The following is a 20,214-nucleotide window of genomic DNA, read 5'->3' as shown; positions in this document are numbered from 1 at the left end:
ATTATCAGACAGGCCTTAGTCCCGCCGCGCGAAGAGCGTGCCCAGGCGCCTCCCCCGTACCCGGCGGCCCGCCAGTCGCAAGCCCTCCCACACCGTCACCTGGTTCGCCGTGAGGACCGGCTTGCCCAGTGCCGCCTCAAGATCCGCGACGTACGCCGCCGTGTGCAGCGCGGTGTCCGGCAGCAGTACCGCCTCCGCGTCCGGATGGTCGCCCGCGCGGGCCAGCGCCAGCACCTCGTCCCGGCTCCACGTGCCGACCTCCGCGGCGGTGACGATGCCGCTGGCACGCGCCGAGACGACCTCGATGCCGGCCGCCTTGAGGAAGTCGCTGAAGTACGCCGCCACGTCATCGGGGTACGTCGCCGCGACCGCGACCCGGGTGGCGCCCAGGTCCCGTACCGCATGGGCGAAGGCGAAGGACGTGCTGGAGGCCGGCAGCCCGGCGGCCCTCGCCAGAGCGCGTACCTGGTCGTGCGCGCCGTCCCAGCCGAAGACGAAGCTGCCGCTCGTGCACGCCCACACCACCGCCTCCGCACCGGACAGCCGCAGCTCCTCGACCCCGGCCGCGAGGCGCGCGGGCGAGCCCATCTCCAGGAGGGCGTCCACGCGGTGCGCGTCCTCGCCGATGTCGGTGTGGACGACGGACAGCCGTACATCGTCGTCGTCCAGGAGCATCTCGATCCGCGGATAGTCGTCCTCCGCGGAGTGTCCGGGGTAGAGAAAACCGACTGCTGTCATGCCCATCCTTCCTGGCCTTCGGCCTGCGCCTGGGGCGGTTCACCCATCTGGGGCTGCTGCCCGGGCTGCGGCGCTTCATCCAGAAGCAGCTGCTGGTACGGGCCGACGGCGTGCTCGCCGATCCGCCGCAGCGCGGACCACATCGTGACCTGGTTCGCGGAGAGCACCGGCATCCTCAGCTCGGCCTCCAACTGGGGGATCACGTCGTACGTCGGCAGGTTGGTGCAGCTGATGAACAGGCAGTCGGCCGCTCCCACGACCGCTTGTCTCGCCATGTCGACCACGTCACGGTAGGGAACCTTCCAGATGTGCCGGGTCAGACCGAGGAAGGCGCGGCCCGTGATCGCGATCCCGGCCTCCGCCAGGTAGTCCTCCAGGGCGCGCGTCACCGATTCGGTGTACGGGGTGACGAGCGCGATCCGCCGCGCGCCGAGCTCCGCGAGCGCGTCCAGCAGCGCGCCCGATGTGGTGACCGAGGGCAGCTCCCCGGCCTGGGTCATGGCCGCGCACATGGCGCGCTCGCCGGCGAGTCCGTCGACGAAGCTGCCGGATGCACAGGCGTACGCGACGACTTCGGGCGCCACCGCCGTCAGGGCCCGTACCGCATCGCGCAGCGTCTCGTGCTCGCTGACCAGGCGGGCAAGGTCCAGGCTGACCTCGACGGGGACGAAGGGGGTGCGGGTCAGATGCAGCGAGACCTCGTCGGGCACCCAGCGCCACAGTTCGCGGTCGAGCGCGAAGTCGAAGGGGGCCACAACGCCTACACCGCGCTGTGGCCTCGGACCGCCCAGGAAGGAGATATCCATTGCGGGCTCCCAGGTACGTATATTGACGACGGTAGATTCGGGTGCGAGCGTGGTCAATCCGTACATCTGAGACGTGTCGAAACGGTTTCACCTCCATGTCCGAAGAGACCCTTCTTGTCCTCGATGCCGATCCGCCGCCGCGCCTCGGCCGCCTGGCCGGACGCACCCGCATCCTGCACGGTGACGAGTACACGCTCGCCCGTCAACTACCGCTCGCCGACGTCCTGCTGGTGTGGGATTTCACCTCCGACGCGGTACGCCGCGCCTGGCCCGGCGACGGGCCACGGCCGCGCTGGGTGCACACCGCCAGCGCCGGGGTCGACCATCTGCTCTGCCCCGAACTCGTCGCGTCCGACACGGTCGTGACCAACGCTCGCGGGATCTTCGACCTGCCCATCGCCGAGTACGTATCGGGCCTGGTCATCGCCATGGCGAAGGACATTCCCGGCTCCCTGGAGCTCCAGCGGCAGCGGCGCTGGCGGCACCGCGAGACAATGCGGCTGGCGGGCAGCCATGCGGTGGTCGTCGGTTCTGGGCCGATCGGGCGGGAGATCGCCCGGCTGCTCCGGGCGCTGGGCATCGTCACCGCCCTGGTCGGCCGCACCGAGCGCCCCGGCGTGCACGGCGCGCGGGAACTGACCGCCCTGCTCTCACGCGCCGACTGGGTGGTGTGCGCGGCGCCGCTCACCGACGACACGCGCGGGATGTTCAACGCGGCGGCTTTCGACGTCATGCCACCGTCCGCCCGCTTCATCAATGTGGGGCGCGGCCAGCTGGTCGTGGAGGACGATCTCGTCGCGGCGCTTCAGAAGCGGTGGATCGCGGGCGCGGCGCTCGATGTGTTCACCGACGAGCCGCTGCCGCCCGAGAGCCCGCTGTGGGACGTTCCCGGCCTGATCGTGTCCCCGCACATGAGCGGGGACACGGTCGGCTGGCGCGACGAGCTGGGCGCGCAATTCGTCGAGTTGTACGAACTGTGGGCATCGGGCAGCCCATTGCCGAACGTGGTGGACAAGAAACGTGGGTACGTCCCCATGCATGACTGAGCTGAGCGCACTGACCGCACGTCAACTCCTGGCCGGCTACGAGAAGGGTGAGTTCTCCCCCGTCGACGCGACCCGCGCGGCCCTGGACCGGATCGAGGCCGTGGAACCGCTGGTCAACGCCTTCGTACGGGTCGACGCCGACGAGGCCATGGCGCAGGCGGAGGCGTCCGCCGAGCGGTGGCGCAGGAAGGAGCCGACGGGACTGGTCGACGGCGTGCCCGTATCGGTGAAGGACGTCTTCCTGATGCGCGGCGGGCCGACCCTGCGGGGCTCGAAGACCGCACAGCGGCAAGGGAGCTGGGACGTGGACGCGCCGGTGGTCGCGCGGCTGCGCGAGAACGGCGCGGTCTTCCTCGGCAAGACGACGACGCCCGAGTTCGGCTGGAAGGGCGTCACCGACTCACCGCTGAGCGGTGTGACGCGCAATCCGTACGACCTCTCGCGCACGTCGGGCGGCTCCAGCGGCGGCAGCGCGGCGGCCGTGGCGCTCGGCGCGGTCCCGCTGTCGGTGGGCACGGACGGCGGGGGTTCGGTCCGTATCCCGGCGTCCTTCTGCGGGATCTTCGCGCTGAAGCCGACGTACGGGCGGGTGCCGCTCTTCCCCTCCAGCCCCTTCGGCACACTCGCGCACGCGGGCCCGATGACCCGGGACGCGGCGGACGCGGCGCTGCTGCTCGACGCCATGAGCGGCCCGGACTGGCGCGACTGGTCGCAGCTCGCGCCCGCCGAGAGCGCGAGCGCGGCCCTGGAGGGCGGCGTGAAGGGCCTGCGCGTGGCGTACTCGCCGTCGCTCGGCGGGCAGGTGGCGGTACGGCCCGACGTGGCGGCGGCGGTGCGTGCGGCGGTCGGAAAGCTGGCCGAGTCGGGGGCGTACGTCGAGGAAGCGGACCCGGACTGGACCGAACCAATGGAGGCCTTCCACACGCTGTGGTTCAGCGGGGCCGCGCGCCTGGTGCAGCACTTCGGCAAGGAGCAGCGTGACCTGCTGGATCCGGGCCTGCGCGAGATTGCCGCCAGGGGCGCCCGGCACAGCGCACTGGATTACCTCGCGGCCGTCGACGTACGCACGGATCTTGGCCGTCGCATGGGCCGCTTCCACACAACGTACGACCTGCTGGTCACACCGACCCTGCCGATCACCGCCTTCGAGGCGGGCGTCGAGGTGCCGGAGGGGTCGGGCCACCGGCGCTGGACGGGGTGGACCCCGTTCACGTACCCCTTCAACATGACCCAGCAGCCCGCCGCGACCGTGCCGTGCGGGACGGACGCCGACGGGCTGCCCATCGGCGTACAGCTGGTGGCCGCGCGCCACCGGGACGATCTGGTGCTGCGCGCGGCGCACGCGCTCTACGGGACGGGGATCACGAGCATCACCCCGGCGCCTGTCCCCGCCTGAAGGTGAGGGTCTCGCCGACCGCACCGGACCGCCAGAGGTCCTGGCAGGCCTCGGCCATCCGGTCGAGGCCGTCGACGACGGTGCCCCAGACGATGCCGGGGACCCAGCCCGTATCGCCGTTGAGCAGCAGGTTGTTGCGTTCGTAGAAGAGTGCGAGGTCGACGACCCCTTGGCCGCCCTGGAGGGCGGCCTTGGGGCCGTAGCCGTGGGACGACGTGCCGAGCTGGGTGTCGGAGAAGGCGAAATAGCAGAGGTCGCCGGGGATGGGGGTGACGGTCGGGTTCTCCAGCGGCGGCTCCTGCGCGGCGAACGGAGGAACAAGGGCGTAGATCTCATTACGGGCGTACTTCGCGTGATAGACGTCCCCGCCCAGCGGAAGCGCCTCCCACACGGCCGCGCAGGTCAGCGGCGCCCGGTCGTCGAGCAGTTTCGCGGTGCAGCGCACACCGCGCTTGTCGAGCGATACGTCCACGAATCGGTCGGTCATTCCCCCATCGTCCCCAACCGGTCAAGGGCGTATCCCCCGTATCAGGGGCTGGAATTCATCGGCATACCTCGCGTGGACCCGGGTAGCCGCGCGCCCATGGCTTCACCACCTGGGAACGACTCAAGGAAGACAACCAGACACTCGATGCGCCGCCGGTCCCTCCTGCTCGGCACGGCGGCGCTGGGCGCTGCGGGGGCGCTCGGCGCGGCAGGCTGCAGCAAGGTCCCGTCGGGCAATACGCTCGCCCGGCTGAAGTCGCAGGGCACTGTGCGGCTCGGCATCGCGGGCGAGGTCCCGTACGGATACATCGACGAGCAGGGCGAGTTCACCGGCGAGGCCGTGGAACTGGCCAAGGTGATATTCAAGCGCCTCGGCGTCCCCAACGTACTGCCCGCGCCCACCGACTTCGGCTCGCTGATCCCGGGCCTCAACTCGCAGCAGTTCGATGTGGTTTCGGCCGGGATGTACATCAACAAGGAGCGCTGCGCGGAGGTCATATTCGCCGACCCCGAGTATCAGATGCTCGATTCGTTCATCGTGCGCAAGGGCAACCCGAAGAACCTCCGGTCGTACCAGGACGTGGTCGAGGCCAAGGCGAAGATCGCCACCGGCGCCGGATACGCCGAGATCGACTATGCGATCGCGGCAGGCGTCCCGCGCAAGGAGATCACCATCTTCCCGGACCCGGTCGCGGGCCTGAACGCCGTGGAGTCCGGCCGCGTCGATGTCTTCGCGGGCACCGCGCTCACCGGGCGCGGCGTCGTGAAGAAGAGCACCGGGGCCGAGGCGACGAAGCCGTTCGCACCGCTCGTGGACGGCGAGAAGAAGGTCGACGGCGGCGGCTTCGCCTTCCGTCGCGGCGACGAGGAACTGCGCGACGCCTTCAATGTGGAGATCCACAAGATGAAGAAGAGCGGTGAGCTCTTCCGGATCCTCCGGCCGTTCGGCTTCACCGAGGCGGAGATGACCACGATGACCGCAGAGGAGCTGTGCAAATGACAGCCGGACTGTGGACACACTGGATACTCCCCGGGATCTGGATCACCATCCAGCTCACCGTGTACAGCGCCGCGCTCGCCACCGTCGTGGCCTTCGGCATCGGCCTGGCCCGCACGCACCGCTCGCGCTTCGTCCGCTTCCTGGCGGGCTTCTACACCGAGGTCTTCCGGGGCACGTCCGCGCTGGTGCTGATGTTCTGGCTGTTCTTCGTGATGCCGGGACTCTTCGGCTGGGCCCTGGTCCCGATGTGGGCTGCCGTCCTGGCGCTCGGCCTCTCGTACGGGGCGTACGGCGCCGAGGTCGTGCGCGGTGCGCTGAACTCCGTGAGCCCGGCCCAGCGCGAGGCGGGCGTCGCGCTCAGCTTCACGCCCTGGCAGCGGATGCGGCTGATCCTGCTGCCGCAGGCGGTGCCGGAGATGATCCCGCCGTTCAACAACCTGCTGATCGAGCTGCTCAAGGGCACCGCGCTGGTGTCGCTGCTCGGCGTCGCGGACACGTCGTTCGCCGCCTACCTCGTACGGCTGGCCACTCAGGAGAGCGCCGAGATCTACACGGTGACCCTGGGCATCTACTTCGTGCTCGCGTTCGTCCTCACCCGGGGCATGCGGGCGCTTGAGCGCAAGACCAAAGCCGGCATCGGGATCACCGCCGGAGGGGTGCGATGAACAACTGGGACTGGTCCGCCGTCGCGGACTTCATGCCGGCGTTCTGGGACGGCGTGCTCGTCACGCTCCAGGTCCTCGTGCTCGGCTCGCTGCTCTCGTTCACGCTCGGCCTGGTCTGGGCGGTCAGCTACCGCGGCCCCCGCTGGGTCCGCTGGCCGGTGAACATCGTCACCGAGTTCATCCGGAACACGCCGCTGCTCGTGCAGCTGTTCTTTTTCTTCTTCGTATTGCCGGAGTGGGGTGTGCAGTTCTCGGAGCTGACCACCGGCACGATCGCGATCGGGCTGCACTACTCGACGTACACCGCACAGGTCTACCGGGCCGGCATCGAGGCCGTACCGGCCGGGCAGTGGGAGGCGGCCACCGCGCTCAGCCTGCCCGTCGGCCGCACCTGGTTCGCGGTGATCCTGCCGCAGGCGATCCGCAGGATCGTGCCCGCGCTGGGCAATTACGTGATCTCCATGCTGAAGGACACTCCGCTGCTGGGAGCAATCGGCGTGCTGGAGATGCTCCAGCAGTACAAGCTGGCCAGCGCGGAGACCTTCCAGTACACCGAGCCGCTGACCGTCGTCGGCGTCGCCTTCATCCTCATCGCCTACCCGGCTTCTCTTCTCCTGCGAGTCCTGGAGCGTCGTCTTGTCCGCTGAGCCCAAAGACCCCAATGCCACCAATGCCGCCAAAGATACGAATGAGCTGATCCGCTTCGACAACGTCACCAAGCGGTTCGGCCAGAACACCGTTCTGGACAACCTCTGCTTCTCGGTGCAGCCGGGCAAGCACGTGACCCTGATCGGACCCTCCGGCTCCGGCAAGACGACGATCCTGCGGCTGCTCATGACCCTGGTGAAGCCCGACGAGGGCACGATCAGGGTCAACGGCGGGCAGCTCTTCCCCGCGGACGAGAAGGAAGTCCGCGAGGTCCGCAGGAACATCGGCATGGTGTTCCAGCAGTTCAACCTCTTCCCCAATATGAACGTGCTGCGCAATGTCACCGAAGCCCCGGTCCGGGTCCTCGGCATGTCCAAGGACGAGGCCGCCGAGCGCGCCAAGGGCCTGCTCGACCTGGTCGGACTCGGCGACAAGCAGGACGCCAGGCCGACCCAGCTCTCGGGCGGCCAGCAGCAGCGCGTCGCGATCGCGCGGGCGCTGGCGATGCGCCCCCAGGTGCTGCTGCTCGACGAGGTCACGTCGGCGCTCGACCCCGAGCTGGTGGCCGGCGTACTGGACGTACTGCGCGACATCGCCCGTACGACCGACATCACCATGCTCTGCGTCACGCACGAGATGAACTTCGCCCGGGATATTTCGGACGACGTCCTGATGTTCGACGCGGGCAAGGTCATCGAGTCGGGCTCGCCGGAAAAGATCTTCAACGATCCCGAACACGACCGCACGCGCGAGTTCCTGGGAGCGGTGCTCTGACCCCTTCTCGCGCCAGACCATGACCATGGCATATGCCCTGGTGGCGCGCCCCAGCGTACGCGCCCGGGGCGCGCCACCAATCTCTTCAACACAGGCCCACCTGCGGTGTCTTGGCGGCTATCGTGGAACGGATGCATACGGTCACAACCTGCTAGGGGGAAACCGTGCCGCTGAAGCCGGAGCCGACCGCACCGTTCCATTCGGTGCAGTACGCCCTCCGCGTGCTGGAGACGGTCTCCAGGCACGGGAGTGGTGTGACCGATGTCCAGATCGCCCGCGAGACCGGTCTCCCGACCGCCCACCTCGCCTCCCTGCTGCTGATGCTCCGCCGCGAGGGTTACGTCGAGCAGGTCACGGACGGCGCGTACGTCGTCGGCGACTCGCTCGTCCTCCTCGGGTCCGGAACGACCCGCAGCGCGGCCCTCCAGGCCAAGCTCCAGCAGACCCTCGACCAGCTCCGCGACTCGGTGGGCGCGGCGATCTACATGAGCCGCTACATCGACGGCGAGATCAAGGTCGTGCAGGTCGCCGAGGGGCCGCGCACTCCCAAGGTCAACGAGTGGGTCGACTTCAGATCCGCCGCTCACGCGAGCGCGATCGGCAAGTGCCTGCTGACCCAGCTCGACCAGAACGGCCGCCGCGACCACCTGTCGCGCCACAAGACAGCCCGCCTCACTTCAAAAACAATCACCAACGAGCGCGTCCTGTTCTCCACACTGGACAGCCACCCGCCCACAGTCCCGGTGCTCGACCTCCAGGAGTACGCACTGGGCACGGTCTGCGCAGCCGTACCGCTCACGGCCGGCTCCGCCGTGGGCTGCCTGGCCTTGTCCCTTCCGATCGAACACGCCCACCGCCTGCGCGCGGCGGCGGACCGCCTCAACCGCGGTGCGGCCCCGATGGCGCTGTCGCTGGCACTGTGACCCGGACGACTCGGGGCTGGTCCGGGGCACCCCCGCGGACCAGGTACTATTTACGAGTCAAGCGCCGCTAGCTCAGTTGGTTAGAGCAGCTGACTCTTAATCAGCGGGTCCGGGGTTCGAGTCCCTGGCGGCGCACAGCGAGGCAATCGCCTGACGTGGGCGCCCTTCCTTCGGGAAGGGCGCCCATTGGCGTTTCCGGGCCCAGGTTCTTGCATAGATATGCACCATATGTCATAGTTTTGCCATGCCTGGCCCTCCACCCGAGGACGATCTGATGACCAATGGAGCCCACCCCAACGCTCCTGCACCCCGTGTGAACCTCTCCCGAGCCCGTGACTGTGACAAGTGCCTCGGCTGGGGAAGCGTAGTAAACAATGGCCGCTACGAACTCTGCCCGGCCTGCCAGACCCCGAGTACCTGACGGACGCCCTCTGCGTCAGCAGCAGCCGCCACGGCGCATCTGGTCCGCGGTCGCCGACCAGCTCTTGGGTGCGACGGAGGTTCCTGCGTACGTACGCTCCAGGTCCGCACGGTCGTGAACCCGGCCGGCGATCAGTACCCGGTCCGTCCTCGCCAGGTCGTCGAAGTCCGTGAACGGGTCGCCGGCAGTGATCGTCAGGTCCGCCAGCCTGCCGGGCTCTACCGTGCCCAGGTCCTTTTCCGCGCCGAACACCTTCGCCGGGATCGCAGTGGCCGTGAGGAGGGCTTCGGCCGGAGTGAGGCCGTGGCGTACCAGGGCGCGCAGGGCCAGGTGCAGGAAGAGGCCCACTGGGGTGAGCGGTGAATCCGTGCCCAGGGCTACCTGGCCGCCGCCCTTGAGCACGGTACGTACGGTGTCCATTTCGCGGCGCAGGGCCAGGCGTTCCGTCGGGGCCGGTGTCCTTGATGCCTGCGCGCGGACGGCCTGGGCGTCCCATGGCGGCATCATCGCGGTGACCCGTGGGTCGTCGGCGAGTTCCGGGCTGTCGGCGAGCAGGTGGGTCGCCGTGAAGGGGGTCTCCACCAGGCGCATGCCGCCGCGGGTGTAGTTCTCCACGGTGTCCTGGTGGGTGCGGCCCCCGGCGGTCGCGCCGTGCCCGTGGTCGGAGCGTTCCGTGGCGACGAGGTGGGTGGTCAGGTCCTGGCCGGTCTGGATGCCCTGCGAGCAGAGGTGCGAGCCTGACAGCACGCCGAGGCGCTCGTGGCCGAAGCGGGCCGCCTCCTCCATCATCCAGGCGGGGGCGCGGACGTACGTCTTCACGAAGTCCCAGGCGAGGGCCTCGCCCCGGGACAGCGAGCGGCGCAGCCCGGCTCGGGTGCGGTGGGCTCGGGCCATGCTGTACGCCACGCGGGAGCCGTCGAGGAGTTCGCCGGTGGTGAGCAGGCGGGGTCCGGCGAGGCGTCCTGCGGTGATGTCCTCGCGGAGGCGGGCCTGTTCGTAGCTGAACCCTGCGAGGGAGACGGTCGTCGTGATGCCGTACGCGAGGTTCAGCGCGGTCTGGCGGGCGCCGTACGTGTACTGCCAGGGGTGGGTGTGGGTGTCCCACAGGCCCGGGATCACGGTGCGGGTGGAGGCGTCGACACGGCGTGTGGTGCGGCGGCCCGGGCGGTGGGGTTCTACGGCGGTGATCCGGCCGGCGCGGATCAGGATGTCGACGTCTTCGCGGACCGGTCCGCCGGTCGCGTCCCAGAGACGGCCGGCGTGGACGACCGTGTCGACCGGGGTCTGGCGGCGGTAGGTGAGGCGGACGGGGACGGTGCGGGGGCGGCCGTCGAGCGGGTGCAGGCGCAGGCGGGTGCCGGAGAGGTAGAGGAGCGTACGGGAGTCCGCGGACCAGGAGGGGTGGTCGGCGGGCTCGTCGTCGGCGGTGACGCGGCGGGGTTCGCCGTCGGGCGTGCCGTCCGGGCGGACCGGGAGCAGCCAGAGGGCCGACTCGCTGATGCAGGCCATGGTCCGGCCGTCGGGGGACCAGACGGGGCCGGATGCGTACCGGTCGGAGAGCGAGACGTGCGGGGCGAGGGGGTGGAGGCGGGAGGCGCCGGTGGTGGTGTCGACGACCCGGATCAGGTTGTAGCCCTCGCGGAAGCGGAGGTTGAGGCGGTTGCGGTCGCAGTACGCGAGGTACCGGCCGTCCGGCGAGAAGCTGGGGCGCCCCGGCAGTCCGCCGCCGCCGAGCGGGGCGGCGAGGGTCTGCTCGGTGCCGGAGCCGAGGTCGCGTACGACCAGGTTGCCGGCCAGGTCGAGGGCGGCGAGGCGCTTGCCGTCCGGGGAGAGCGCGGCGTGGACGCGGCCGGGTCCTGTGAGGGCCTTGTCTTCGCCGGTGGCCAGGTCGTGGCGGCGTACGGCGTTCAGCCCGGCTCGGTCGTCGACGTACAGCAGCGCCTGTCCGTCGGGGGTCCAGACGGGGCCCTGGAGGTAGGTGGTGGGGGCGGCTTGGATGAGCTTGCGGGGTGCCGCCGAAGTGCCCGACGTGGGCGCGATCCAGAGGGCGTTGAGGGCAGCGAAGGCGACGGAGCGACCGTCGGGGGACAGTGCGGGGAGGTGGATGCCGCGCACGGGGCGGGCGCGGTCCGGCTCGAAGTCGTACGTCTTGGTGCGGTAGCGGGGGCGTACGACGGGCAGGGTCGCCGTGAAGCCGACCGTCTCGGCGGGGGCGTCGCGGTGCGGGCGCAGGATGCGGAAGCGGCCGTCGACGGTGAGCAGCAGCCGCTCGTCGTCCAGCCAACGGGGCGGCGCGGTGGCGATCTCGCCGTCCACCGGGGCCGGCTTCCCGTCGACGACCAGGGTGACTTGCTCGTACCGGCCGGGGGCGGGGGCGAGCGTGGACAGCCACGCGCGGCGGCCGGCCGGGGAGAGGGCGGGCATCAGGAGGTTGCCGGGGCCGGGGTCGGCGTGTTCGACGGTGACGGGGCCTGTGGTGGCGGCCGGGACGGTGGCGATGGTGCGGGACTTGAGGGTGGTCCCGTCCAGGGTGCCGCGGACGAAGACGATGCGGCCCCCGTCCGGCCCCGGCAGCCAGACCGGGTCGAAGTCCTCCCAGGCGGCGTCCTGGCCCGGCCCCTGCTGTGCGGGCAGGCCGGTGTGCTGGGTGAGCTTTCCCGTGCGTACGTCGACGGACCAGATGCGGTACGGGCTGCCCTTGACCGGGTCGCCGCCGCGCTCGGAGGAGAAGGCGATGCGGGTTCCGTCCGGGGACCAGGCGGGGGCGCGGTCGTCCCAGGGGCCGTCGGTGAGTCGGCGCAGGCCCGAACCGTCCCTGGACATGACCCAGATGTGGAACTGGCCTCCTTCGGCCTTGAAGCAGGCGGCGGCGATGTGCCGGCCGTCGGGCGAACAGGTGGGCCTGCTGGGCTCCAGGTCGGGCGGGGTGAGGGCGGTGGCGGGGGAGCCGTCGCGCGGGACGGCCCAGAGGGTGTTCTGGACCTCGGCGATCAGGGGACCGTGGGGGGTGGTGGGGGTGGCTGCGCCGTTGGTGGCGGCGGTCAGGTGGAGTGGGGTGGGCGGCGTGGTGGGGGTGCCGTTGGCCGAGGCTCCTGCCGGGGCGGCGCTGGTGACCACGCTCCCGACGGCGCCGGCCGCCACGGCGGCACCAGCGGCTCCGGCGGTGGACTGCAGGAACTGCCTGCGCGGCATGGACGACACAACTGCCCCCTTGGACTCGTGAGTCGAGGTCCTTCCCACTGGGGTGGTTCCGCAAGCGGATGGGCTGCGTTGGTACGGCCGGAGGGGAGGGAGTTAGGCCACATCGGCCGGCCGTGCGGGTGCGTTGTGTGGTGCGGGTTGCCTGCGGCGCACTTCCCCTACCCGCCCCTTCCCGAAACTGGGGGCACGCCCCCAGACCCCCGGGACCCCCAACGGGCTTAGTACCAGGAGCGGGTTCTGGGGCGGAGCCCCAGTTCGGTCAGGTCCGCAAGTACGTCAGGACCGCCAGGACCCTGCGGTGGGTTTCCTCGGCCGGGGGCAGGTCCAGCTTGCCCAGGATGTTGCCGATGTGCTTGCCCACCGCGGCGTCCGAGACCACCAGTTCGCGGGCGATCGCCGCATTGGACTTGCCCTCCGCGACCAGCCCGAGGACCTCCCGTTCGCGCGGGGTCAGCGCCGCCAGCGGGTCTCGGCGCCGGCGCAGCAGCTGGCGTACGACCTCGGGGTCGACGACCGTCCCGCCGTCGGCCACCCGCATCAGCGCGTCCTGGAACTCCTCGACCTGGCCGACCCGGTCCTTCAGGAGGTAGCCGACGCCGGTGCCGTCGCCCGCGTCCAGGAGCTCGGCGGCGTACGAGCGCTGGACGTACTGGCTCAGGACCAGCACCGGCAGCGTGGGCCGCTCGGCGCGCAGGGCGACGGCGGCGCGCAGGCCCTCGTCCTGGAAGCCCGGCGGCATCCGGACGTCCGTGACCACGATGTCCGGGTCGTGCTCGGTGACGGCGTCGCGCATCGCGTCCGCGTCGCCGACCGCCGCGACCGTCTCGTGCCCGAAACGGGCGAGCAGGCCGATCAGACCTTCGCGCAGCAGGACGCTGTCCTCGGCCAGAACTACCCTCAGTTGACGCTCGGTTCGCACGGGATCTCCACACGCAGCACAGTCGGCCCGCCCGGCGGGCTGGTGATCGACAGTGTGCCATCGAGTACGGCGATCCGGTCGGCGAGGCCGGTGAGCCCGGTGCCCGCCGAGGCGTCCGCGCCGCCGTTGCCGTCGTCCCGTACCGCTATGCGCAGCAGTCCGTCCTCGTGCCGCGCGACGACCGACGCGCGGGTGGCGCCGCTGTGCTTGGCGACGTTGGCGAGGCCCTCGCAGACCGCGAAGTACCCGGCGGTCTCGACCGGTCCCGGCAGCCGGGGCAGATCCGCTTCGGTGTCCACGGGTACGGCCGACCGGTCGCCGGCGTCGGCGAGCGCCGCCCCGAGACCGTAGTCGGCGAGCACCTGCGGATGGATGCCGTGGATGAGCGCGCGCAGCTCGGTGAGGACCTTGCCCGCCTCGTCGTGCGCGCGGGCGAGCTGGTCGGCGAGAGGGCCCGCAGGCGCGTCGAGCCTGGCCAGGCCGAGGGTCATGGTGAGGGCGACGAGCCGCTGCTGGGCGCCGTCGTGCAAGTCCCTCTCGATGCGCCGGCGTTCCGCCTCGAAGGCGTCGACGAGCCGGGCCCGCGAGCGGGTCACTTCGCCGAGCCGGTCCCGCAGCTCGCCTTCGCGCGGCGCGAGCAGCAGACGGGTCAGCATGCCGCGTGCCCCGGCGATCGCGGCGAGCGGGTAGAGGAGTACGGCGAGGAGTACGAGCCCGAGGGCCGCCGATGCGAACGCCTCCAGGTACGTGGTGATCAGCGGGCCCTTGACCACCCGCGCCTCCTCCCCGTCGACGGCGAGCTGTACGGGAGCTGCCATCAGCCCCACCGGCAGGCCCACGCCGACCGCCACGGCGAGCAGGTCGAGCGGCCACAGGACGAAGGCGTGGAGCACGGCGTACGCCAGCTCGCGCCAGGTCGCCTGTTCCGTGAAGCGCAGCTTGGCCCAGGCGGCGAGGCCGGGCTCGGCGGGGGCGCGGTGCGGGTCGTGGGCCGGTTCGGCGTCGACGAGGGCGAGCCGGTACCGCTCACCGGCCGCGAGCGGCACCCCGGCCAGGAGGAGGAGCGGCAGCCCGATGAGCCCGAACGAGAACACCACGAGGAGCAGCAGCGCGAGCAGGGCCGGTACGCCGCTGAGCGCGCTGCTCAGCAGGTACGCGACTGCGCGCCAGGGCCAGGCGGTGCGGAGGTAGTTGGGCCTGGTCAGGGCCTGCCAGGGGGTGCGGGCTGCGGTCATGCGGCCAACGGTAGGCGGGTGGAGGTGGTGGCCACCATCGGGTCTGAGGGTGTGGGGGAGGTAGGGCCGGCCCTACCTCGACCGCGTCGGCCTGCGGCGGTGTTCCCCTCCCCACCCCTTCCCGGCTGTGACATGTGCGTCTGCCGCCGCGTGAGGGGCAAGCCCCCCAGACCCCCGGACACAGCCTCGGGGAGGGTCCTCAAACGCCGGACGGGCTGAAATGCCAGGGCCCCGCTACCCGGCCCCCAGGAGGTGCGCGCGGCCATGGGCGGCGTACTCCGCCGTCAGCGCCGCCACATCCTCCGCCGTCAGCCGGCGGTACGCCCCCGCCGCCTCCGGCGCCCACCACACCGCGTCCCCGCAGCGAAAGCCCTCGCGCCGCAGCGCGACCCGGTGGACCTTGTTCGTTGCCGTCACCGGCATACGCTCCACCACGCGCACGTAGCTCGGCGCCATCTTCGTGCCCAAGTCCGCCTGCTCCGCCAAGAATTGGCCGAAGCTGTCCGGCGAGAACGTCACCCCGTCACGCAGCGCAACCGTCGCCATCACCTGGTCGCCCGCCGCCGGATCCGGCACCGCGTAGACCGCGACGGCCGCCGCGTCCGGCCAGCGCGCCAGGATGTTCTCGATCATCGCGGCGGCGAGGTTCTCGGAGTCGACGCGGAGCCGGTCGTCCGTACGGCCCGCGAAGTGCAGGAAGCCTTCGGTGTCGCGGAAGAAGAGGTCGCCGGTCCAGTACCAGCCGCCGCGCCTGCGGTCGGCCTCGGCGGCGTCGTTGCGCCAGTAGCCCTCGAAGGGGTTCGGGCCACGGTTGACCAACTCACCTATCGCTTCGGAGCCGTTGAGGAGTCGGCCCTGCGCGTCGAGCACCGCGCGGGCGCGCTCCCGGCCCGTCTCCGGGTCGACGACCGCGAGGTCGTCGCCCGGCGCCGGCCGTCCGATCGCTCCGGGCGGCGTGTCGGGCGTCCGCTGGATCGCGGCGCCGCCCTCGGAGGAGCCGTAGCCCTCGACGAGCCGCACCCCGAAACGCGCCTCGAAGCGGGCCGCGTCGACCGCGCCCGCCTCGGTACCGAAGCCGAGCCGCAGCGCGTGGTCGCGGTCGCCGGGCCGTTCGGGGGTGGCGAGGAGGTACTGCACAGCGCGGCCCACGTAGGTGAAGTACGTCGCGCCGTACGCCCGTACGTCGTCCAGGAACCGGGACGCCGAGAAGCGCCGACGCAGCGCGATGCCGGCCCCGCCCGCGAGTGCCGGGGCCCAGTCCGCGATGACCGCGTTGCCGTGGAACATCGGCATGCAGATGTAGTGGACGTCGTCGGGCCGCACCCCGAGGTGGTCGACGAGCGACGCTCCCGCGGCCGCGAGCCGCCCCTGCGAGCAGATCGCGGCCTTGGGAGCGCCGGTCGATCCCGAGGTGAAGTAGAGGAGCATCCGGGTGCCGGGGCCCACCCCGGCACCCGGGACCGTCGCCTCGCCGGGCTTGGCGCCCTCGTACGGGGTGAGAAGGGACTGGTACGCGTCGGTGTCGGTCACCAGCACCCGGATCCCCGGCAGTTCGAGACCGTCGAGGAGGGGAAGGTGGGCGCGTTCGGTGACCAGCACCCGGCAGTCGGTGTGCAGGATGTCGCGTGCCAGTTCGGCGCCGCGCCGGGTCGGATTGATACCGGCGACGGCGGCCCCGGCCAGGGCCGCCGCGCTCAGCCAGAGTGGGAATTCCGGCGTGTTGTCGAGCAGTACCCCGAGGTGCGGCTCAGCTCCCCGGGGCAGCAGATCCACGAGCAGCGCGGCCCGCGCGGCGGCGCCTGCGGCAATCTGATGGTGGCTGAGGGTGAGGCCCTGGCACCTCAGCCCCACCCGTTGATCGCCCCATTGGCGCCGTACGAGCTCCGCGACGGTGTCTGCGCTCCCCATGGGGCCGCACCGTAACTGACTATGCGTCAGAACTGAACATCGGAGCAGGCGTAGAAGGCGTTCGCCGTGTCATGCACGGTCCATACCGCCAGGATGATGTGCTTGCCGCTCTTCTGGGTGGGGATGGTGCCCTGGTGGGACAGGGTCGCGGGCGGCTGGTTGCCGCCGTACGGGACGGTCATGAACGGCTGCGACTCGAGTGCCGCCCTGGTCAGCGGCTTGGAGGAGTCCCAGCCGTTCTTGGTGATGAAGTACTTGAAGTCGGTGGTGCGGTGCCGGGCGGTGAACTGCCAGCGGAAGGTGTAGCCCTGGCCTCCACTGACCCTGGTGGCGGGCCAGCTGCCACCGCGCGGGTCGTCGAGCTGTGCGAACTGGCCGTTGCCTCCGGCGCATATCCTGCCGTCGGCGGGCCCGGCGGCGGGGAAGCCCTTGGGGCCCTCGACGCTCTGGGGTTCGTACTGGATGGGGCCGCATCCGGTCACGGTGCCGTTGGCGCAGAGCTTTTGGCGGCTGATGGGGGAATCGGTGTAGCCGTGGCTGGTTGCGCTGCCGGTGCCGAGGAAGGACACACCGGCGACGGCGAGGCCTATGAGGGCTGCGCCCGTCTTCTTTCGCATGCTTGGCTCCTGGAGAACGTGGGGGAAGTTCTGTGAGCTGTGCGGCGCGCGCGGGGATTGCGGGGATTGGGGATACGTGCGGGTTCTGCGGGTCCTGCGGTCTAGACCAAGTTCCAATGTATGGACGGTAGTTGAACATGTCCAGACCAATCCCGGAACGAGTTGCTCCCAAGGACTCCGGCCAGGGGACCCCCAGGGGCTGAAGGAATCAGCCCCCTCCCCTCCCCGTGTAGAACGCCACCGTCAAGTCCTTCACCAGCGCCTTCCGCTCGTAGTCGTCGAGCTCGACCAGGCCCCGTGACGTCAGCCGCGTCACCGTGTCGTCCACCGCGTCCACCACCGACGTCAGCACGCTGCCCTGGTGCCGCGCGTCCAGTGCCGCCACCCGCCTGCGCTGCATCGCCGCCGCCACCTCCGGGGCGTACTCGATACTCGTCGGCTGCGCCGAGAAGACCTCGATGCCCACCGGCGCCGCCTCCGCCGACACCATCCGGGTGAGCGCGTCCCCGACCGCCTCCGCGTCGCGCAGCGTCGGCGCGTCGTCGTGGAAGGCGTCGGCGGGCAGCTGCGAGAGGACCCGCGCCATCGCCGCCTCCACCTGCTCGCGCAGGTACCGCGCATGGTCCTCGACGGCGAGCATCGCCCGCGCCGTGTCCCTGATCCGCCACACCACGAGCACCACGACCCGCAGCGCGACCCCGTTCGCGTCCACGGCCGGCAGCGGCTCACTGCGCCAGTGCCTCAGCCGTACGTCGACCCGGCGGCGCAGCATCATCGGGCTCACCCACACAAGCCCGGTGCGCCGCACGCTCCCCCGGTAGTCGCCGAACAGCGAGAGCACCCAGGCGTGTCCGACCCGCCCGCGGCCGAGACCTCCGAAGGCGAACAGGACGGCCAGCACCAGCAGAGCCAGCAGCGCCCACACCGCGAGCCCGATCCCGTTGTACGGCCGAGGGGGCAGCCCGAGCAGTACGGTCGCCGCCGCCGGCACCGCCCCCGTCCACCACACCACCGCCGCGCCCGCCGCGAGCGCGACCGTCCCCGCTGCGACCGCGTACCAGCCGGACGGCGCGGCGCCGGGCCGCTCCGCGAGCCCGGGGTCGGCGGGGGTGGCGGGGCGCACGGAGCAGGCCTGGCCGGGTGCGGACGGGGAGGCCGACGCGGCCCGGGGAAGCGACCGCAGCGCTGCACGGGGTGTGACGCGCGGCTGCTCACCCGTGCCCTGCCTGCGCCGGTTGACCACCGCGGCACCGGAGGGCAGCGTCAGCGCGGTGGGCCCGGTGTCGTCGCGGAACAGCAGGTGCACCGGGATCTCGGTGGTCGTCTCGTTCCTGATGAGCGGGGCCCACCGCCCGCTCTCGCCGCCCGGCTCCTCCGCCGACGGGGGTGAAAGGTACGACTGGGATGGGGACGTGGGGGTGGATGTCATCGTGCCTCTGCCTCCGTCACGCGTCATGCGAAGAGCCGCCGCCAGGTCTGCGGTCCGGGGTAGCCGTCGGCCTCCGCGCCGCGCCAGCCCTGCGCGCGCTGGAACGCCTCGACGTTGCGCCGGTCCTCCTCGGTCCAGCGCGGTCCCGTCCCGGACAGGTAGTGCTTGCCGAACCCTTTCTCCACCAGTTGCCTGCCGAGCTTGTCGACGTACGCATTCGACTGCCCGGGCCTGAAGAACCCCCGGCCGGGGAAGGCCGACGCCCCGGGGGAAGCCGCACCGCCACCGCCGGTACTCCCCTCACCACCGCCGGTACTCCCCTCACCGCCGCCGCCATCCCCCCCCGCCGCCGGGATGTCCTTGCCCGTGCCCGTCACCAGGAGCCGCCATGTCTCCGGTCCCGGCAGCCCGTCAGCGTCGGAGCCCTGCCAGCCCTGCGCGCGCTGGAACGCCTGCGTCGCGAGCCGGTCGGCCTCGCCCCAACGCGGCCCGGGGGCCCGGCCCTGGCTGTAGAAGCGCTTGCCGCCCCGGCCGATGAGCATCTCCCCCAGCCGGGTGACATAGGCGTTGTTGGCCCCGGGCCCGAAGGAGCTCTTGCCCGGATAGGCCGGCACGGCAGGGCTGCCGCCGCCGCTCCCGTCGTCACTCCCGTCGCTGACGCCCTTGAAGCGGTACGGCACGTAGCGCGACGAGTTGTTCCAGTAGGCGTACGGGGTGGCCAGCCTGCGTGCGCGCGGCCGCGTCTGCTCGTACGCGATGTAGTAGGTGTGCGAGGAGTCGGTCCAGCCGCCGAAGAGCGTCACGTGCGAGCCCCTGGTGGGGTTGTCTGGGTTGTGGAAGAGCAGCATGTCGCCGGGTTCCAGCTCGTCCCGCGTGATGCGCACGCCGTACGCCGCGAGACTCCCGGTCCATTCGTTGGTGCCGAGATTCCAGGCCATCGAGACGTAACCGGAGCAGTCCTGCCGGTAGCCGTCGGACCAGTACCTCTCCATGCTGTACGGGACCTTGGCGTTCACCCAGAGTTTGGCGCGCTCGATGATTTCGGCCCGTGTGATGTTGCGCAGCGCGGGCCTGCCGGTCTGGGCCGCGTCGCCCGTCCCGCCCGGCACGCCGTACAGCGGGCTGGTCCCGCCCTGCGGCGTCGGGGGGTCGTGGTCGGCGCCCGTCGTGGCCGGTGCGTGAGCGGGGCCCGCGGCGTTCGCGGCGACCGGTGCGCCGCCGCCGAGGGCCACTCCGGCGGCGGTTGCGAGGACCAGCATTCGGCGGGCTCCATGGGCGGCCGGGTGTCCTTCGCCGTCCGCCGTCAGCCCCAGGGCGGCGGCGCGGCGCTGCTGGGCGCATCCGGCACAGCCGCAGTCGGCCGGGGGCTCGTACTCGTCGAAGACAGGGATCGTCATGCGGTTTCCCTCGCGTTGGGTTGCTGTGGCGCGCGTGTACACGGGTGACAGTCTTTCAACTGTCGGGGCAAATCGCATGTTGATTATCCAAATGATTATTAATGGGACAAAACCGGCGCGGCCGGTCCCGAGCACGCGCGGACGTCGGGTAAAGTTCTCCGGGTCAGCAGGCGCCGCTAGCTCAGTTGGTTAGAGCAGCTGACTCTTAATCAGCGGGTCCGGGGTTCGAGTCCCTGGCGGCGCACGCAGCACCGAGGCCCCCTCACTCCGCGTGAGGGGGCCTCGGTCGTTTCCGGACACCGGACAGGCACGAGCCCAGGTACCGCACGGGCGCCCAACCCGTGCCGGAGACCACCCTCAAAGCCCGCGTATGACCGGTAAACACCTTGTTTCACCCTTGCGATCAAGAGGGGGGTCGTAGACCCTATCCTGGAGCCAATGGCTCCAATGGGGCGGGCGGTTCGGCACGTTGGGGGAACGGCCGTGCCACCGGGGGTCTGACGAGGTGCAGGGGTGGGGGCCCCGTTCATGAACAGATCTCGGGGCGGGCATCATGCAACCGGAACGTTGTCGTCCTGAGTCTGTGGGGATGACGGCAGGCCACA

The 20,214-nt window shown here is 71.0% G+C and carries 17 protein-coding genes and 2 tRNA genes; 9 read left to right on the top strand and 10 right to left on the bottom strand.

What is annotated here, in order from left to right:
• Positions 1–15 precede the first annotated feature (15 nt).
• Positions 16–738: an aspartate/glutamate racemase family protein gene (locus tag J7I98_RS31360; RefSeq protein ID WP_214928434.1), complete on the bottom strand. Its 723-nt coding sequence runs from the start codon at positions 736–738 to the stop codon at positions 16–18.
• Positions 735–1,544 (bottom strand): aspartate/glutamate racemase family protein, encoded by an 810-nt coding sequence (locus tag J7I98_RS31355; protein ID WP_214928433.1) that lies wholly within the window; start codon positions 1,542–1,544, stop codon positions 735–737. The genes J7I98_RS31360 and J7I98_RS31355 overlap by 4 nt, the downstream gene beginning before the upstream one ends.
• Before the next feature lie 95 nt (positions 1,545–1,639).
• On the opposite strand from J7I98_RS31355, the gene J7I98_RS31350 reads away from it, so the two are divergent.
• Both J7I98_RS31350 and J7I98_RS31345 read left to right on the top strand, forming a co-directional pair.
• Entirely contained in the window at positions 1,640–2,590 is a 951-nt protein-coding gene (locus J7I98_RS31350) for a D-2-hydroxyacid dehydrogenase (RefSeq protein WP_214928432.1), read from the top strand.
• On the top strand, positions 2,583–3,986 hold the full coding sequence (locus J7I98_RS31345) for an amidase (RefSeq protein WP_214928431.1): 1,404 nt from the start codon (positions 2,583–2,585) through the stop codon (positions 3,984–3,986). The genes J7I98_RS31350 and J7I98_RS31345 overlap by 8 nt, the downstream gene beginning before the upstream one ends.
• Here the strand turns inward: J7I98_RS31345 and J7I98_RS31340 are convergent.
• Positions 3,961–4,473 carry a DUF3830 family protein gene (locus J7I98_RS31340; protein WP_214928430.1) on the bottom strand — a complete coding sequence of 171 codons (513 nt, stop codon included), beginning with the start codon at positions 4,471–4,473 and terminating at the stop codon, positions 3,961–3,963. The two genes, J7I98_RS31345 and J7I98_RS31340, sit on opposite strands and share 26 nt — an antisense overlap.
• Before the next feature lie 144 nt (positions 4,474–4,617).
• Here J7I98_RS31340 and ehuB point away from each other — a divergent pair, with 144 nt between their 5' ends.
• From ehuB to J7I98_RS31310, 6 genes are all read left to right on the top strand, one after another.
• Positions 4,618–5,472, top strand: coding sequence for an ectoine/hydroxyectoine ABC transporter substrate-binding protein EhuB (ehuB, locus tag J7I98_RS31335; RefSeq protein ID WP_214928429.1), 855 nt, complete (start codon positions 4,618–4,620; stop codon positions 5,470–5,472).
• Complete coding sequence (gene ehuC / locus J7I98_RS31330; RefSeq protein ID WP_214928428.1) at positions 5,469–6,137, top strand: ectoine/hydroxyectoine ABC transporter permease subunit EhuC; 669 nt, start codon at positions 5,469–5,471, stop codon at positions 6,135–6,137. Before ehuB ends, ehuC begins: the two co-directional genes overlap by 4 nt.
• The gene (gene ehuD / locus J7I98_RS31325; RefSeq protein WP_214928427.1) at positions 6,134–6,784 is read left to right on the top strand and encodes an ectoine/hydroxyectoine ABC transporter permease subunit EhuD; all 651 of its coding nucleotides are present in this window, start codon (positions 6,134–6,136) and stop codon (positions 6,782–6,784) included. The genes ehuC and ehuD overlap by 4 nt, the downstream gene beginning before the upstream one ends.
• Positions 6,774–7,559 carry an ectoine/hydroxyectoine ABC transporter ATP-binding protein EhuA gene (ehuA, locus tag J7I98_RS31320; RefSeq protein ID WP_214928426.1) on the top strand — a complete coding sequence of 262 codons (786 nt, stop codon included), beginning with the start codon at positions 6,774–6,776 and terminating at the stop codon, positions 7,557–7,559. Before ehuD ends, ehuA begins: the two co-directional genes overlap by 11 nt.
• Positions 7,560–7,723: 164 nt before the next feature.
• Positions 7,724–8,482 carry an IclR family transcriptional regulator gene (locus tag J7I98_RS31315; RefSeq protein WP_214928425.1) on the top strand — a complete coding sequence of 253 codons (759 nt, stop codon included), beginning with the start codon at positions 7,724–7,726 and terminating at the stop codon, positions 8,480–8,482.
• Positions 8,483–8,543: 61 nt separating this feature from the next.
• A tRNA-Lys gene (locus J7I98_RS31310) sits at positions 8,544–8,617 on the top strand.
• Positions 8,618–8,918: 301 nt separating this feature from the next.
• Here J7I98_RS31310 and J7I98_RS31305 read toward each other — a convergent pair.
• The 7 genes from J7I98_RS31305 to J7I98_RS31275 all read right to left on the bottom strand — a co-directional run bounded on the left by J7I98_RS31305 (position 8,919) and on the right by J7I98_RS31275 (position 19,609).
• Positions 8,919–12,095, bottom strand: coding sequence for an amidohydrolase family protein (locus tag J7I98_RS31305; protein WP_214928436.1), 3,177 nt, complete (start codon positions 12,093–12,095; stop codon positions 8,919–8,921).
• Positions 12,096–12,363: 268 nt separating this feature from the next.
• Complete coding sequence (locus J7I98_RS31300) at positions 12,364–13,023, bottom strand: response regulator transcription factor (protein WP_214928424.1); 660 nt, start codon at positions 13,021–13,023, stop codon at positions 12,364–12,366.
• Entirely contained in the window at positions 13,002–14,258 is a 1,257-nt protein-coding gene (locus J7I98_RS31295; protein WP_214928423.1) for a sensor histidine kinase, read from the bottom strand. Before J7I98_RS31295 ends, J7I98_RS31300 begins: the two co-directional genes overlap by 22 nt.
• A gap of 234 nt (positions 14,259–14,492) precedes the next feature.
• Positions 14,493–16,166 carry an AMP-binding protein gene (locus tag J7I98_RS31290; RefSeq protein WP_214928422.1) on the bottom strand — a complete coding sequence of 558 codons (1,674 nt, stop codon included), beginning with the start codon at positions 16,164–16,166 and terminating at the stop codon, positions 14,493–14,495.
• Positions 16,167–16,192: 26 nt separating this feature from the next.
• Positions 16,193–16,783 carry a lytic polysaccharide monooxygenase gene (locus J7I98_RS31285; protein WP_214928421.1) on the bottom strand — a complete coding sequence of 197 codons (591 nt, stop codon included), beginning with the start codon at positions 16,781–16,783 and terminating at the stop codon, positions 16,193–16,195.
• A 208-nt stretch (positions 16,784–16,991) separates the two neighbouring features.
• Positions 16,992–18,212 carry an SPFH domain-containing protein gene (locus J7I98_RS31280; RefSeq protein ID WP_374225193.1) on the bottom strand — a complete coding sequence of 407 codons (1,221 nt, stop codon included), beginning with the start codon at positions 18,210–18,212 and terminating at the stop codon, positions 16,992–16,994.
• A gap of 23 nt (positions 18,213–18,235) precedes the next feature.
• Positions 18,236–19,609, bottom strand: a complete 1,374-nt coding sequence (locus J7I98_RS31275; protein WP_214928419.1) for a peptidoglycan-binding protein — start codon at positions 19,607–19,609, stop codon at positions 18,236–18,238.
• 170 nt (positions 19,610–19,779) lie between these two features.
• Between J7I98_RS31275 and J7I98_RS31270 the strand changes: the two genes are divergently transcribed.
• A tRNA-Lys gene (locus tag J7I98_RS31270) sits at positions 19,780–19,853 on the top strand.
• Positions 19,854–20,214 lie beyond the last annotated feature (361 nt).

The sequence above is a fragment of the Streptomyces sp. ISL-98 genome (assembly GCF_018614055.1).
In the GTDB taxonomy this organism is placed as follows: domain Bacteria; phylum Actinomycetota; class Actinomycetes; order Streptomycetales; family Streptomycetaceae; genus Streptomyces; species Streptomyces spiramyceticus.
This window is presented reverse-complemented; position numbering and strand designations above follow the sequence as displayed.